We start from the raw sequence: 1,240 nt of genomic DNA, 5'->3' as shown, positions 1-1,240 counted from the left end.
ATCCCAGGGTCCGGCACGATATTCCCCAGCACGTGATGATGCTTGAACAGGTGCGCAGGCGGGCCGATGAATTCGACGTGCTGCATTTTCACATCGATATTCTCCACTTCCCCGTAGTCCGGGACTTTGCCGAGCGAACCGTTACGACACTTCATGGACGGCTCGACCTCCCGGATTTGGCGCAGCTTTATGCGATGTTTGATGACATTCCGCTGGTTTCGATTTCTTACGATCAACGCTGGCCCATGCCGCCTGTCCATTGGATCGGAACGGTGTATCACGGTCTGCCTCGCGATCTTCTCCCTTTTCGGCCGAAAGCCTCGGGCTATCTCGCCTTCCTCGGCCGCATCTCACCGGAAAAGGGGCCGGAAACAGCGATTGAAATCGCAGCGCGTACCGGAATGCCGCTGAAGATTGCCGCCAAGATCGACAAGGTAGACCAATCATATTGGAAAGAGAGGGTCGAACCCAAGGTGCTTCGAAATTCCAACGTGGAATTCATCGGCGAGATCGACGAACGGCAAAAAGCAGACTTTTTGGGCAATGCGGCAGCGCTTTTGTTCCCTATTGACTGGCCGGAACCCTTCGGACTCGTAACCATTGAGGCGATGGCCTGTGGCACGCCTGTGATAGCGTTTAGACGCGGCGCCGTTCCGGAGGTCATCGACGATGGTGTGTCCGGGTTGATCGTCGACACGCTCGACGGAGCTGTGGACGCGGTACGGCGGATAAACGGCATCGATCGTGCACGGGTGCGACGGACTTTTGAAGAGCGATTCACGGTTGAGCGCATGTGCCGCGACTACGTGGCGATCTATGGCTCGCTCTCGGACGTCATAACGAAAGCATTTGGTTCTCAAAGCAAGCGCGCTAAAAATGCCGCAATGATGACTATGTCTACCTGACCGAGCAAGGCGACGGCTCGGCTGCCAGGATCAGCGCCTGAGCCGCTTTGTTTGCTTCTGAACGGGAGGGGTTCCATGACCACTCAACTCGAAGACCGTAAGATTGATCCAGCCGTGGCGCTGCCGGCAATCGACGAAACGGCACCGCGCGAGCCGCATCGGCAATTTGCGCTGAAACACGAGGATTGCTTCGTCGTCGCAGACAGCTACGGCGACATACGCGGCACCGGCGACGGGCTTTTCCGCGACGATACGCGTGTATTGTCGCGCTTCCGTCTGTTCATTGGCGGCCGGATGCCGTCGCTGCTCGGCGCCTCGCTGTCGCAGGACAACAT

The 1,240-nt window shown here is 57.7% G+C and carries 2 protein-coding genes; both read left to right on the top strand.

The features are described from left to right. Nucleotides 1-905, top strand: a 905-nt coding sequence (locus EOA86_RS35225; RefSeq protein ID WP_164892352.1) for a glycosyltransferase family 4 protein, incomplete at its 5' end; no start/stop codon positions are given. A 75-nt stretch (nt 906-980) separates the two neighbouring features. Beyond that, the coding region (locus EOA86_RS35220) for a glycogen debranching N-terminal domain-containing protein (protein ID WP_281035731.1) at nt 981-1,240 on the top strand (260 nt) is incomplete at its 3' end.

The sequence above is a fragment of the Mesorhizobium sp. M5C.F.Ca.IN.020.32.2.1 genome, from assembly GCF_004023105.1.
GTDB lineage: Bacteria > Pseudomonadota > Alphaproteobacteria > Rhizobiales > Rhizobiaceae > Mesorhizobium > Mesorhizobium wenxiniae.
This window is presented reverse-complemented; position numbering and strand designations above follow the sequence as displayed.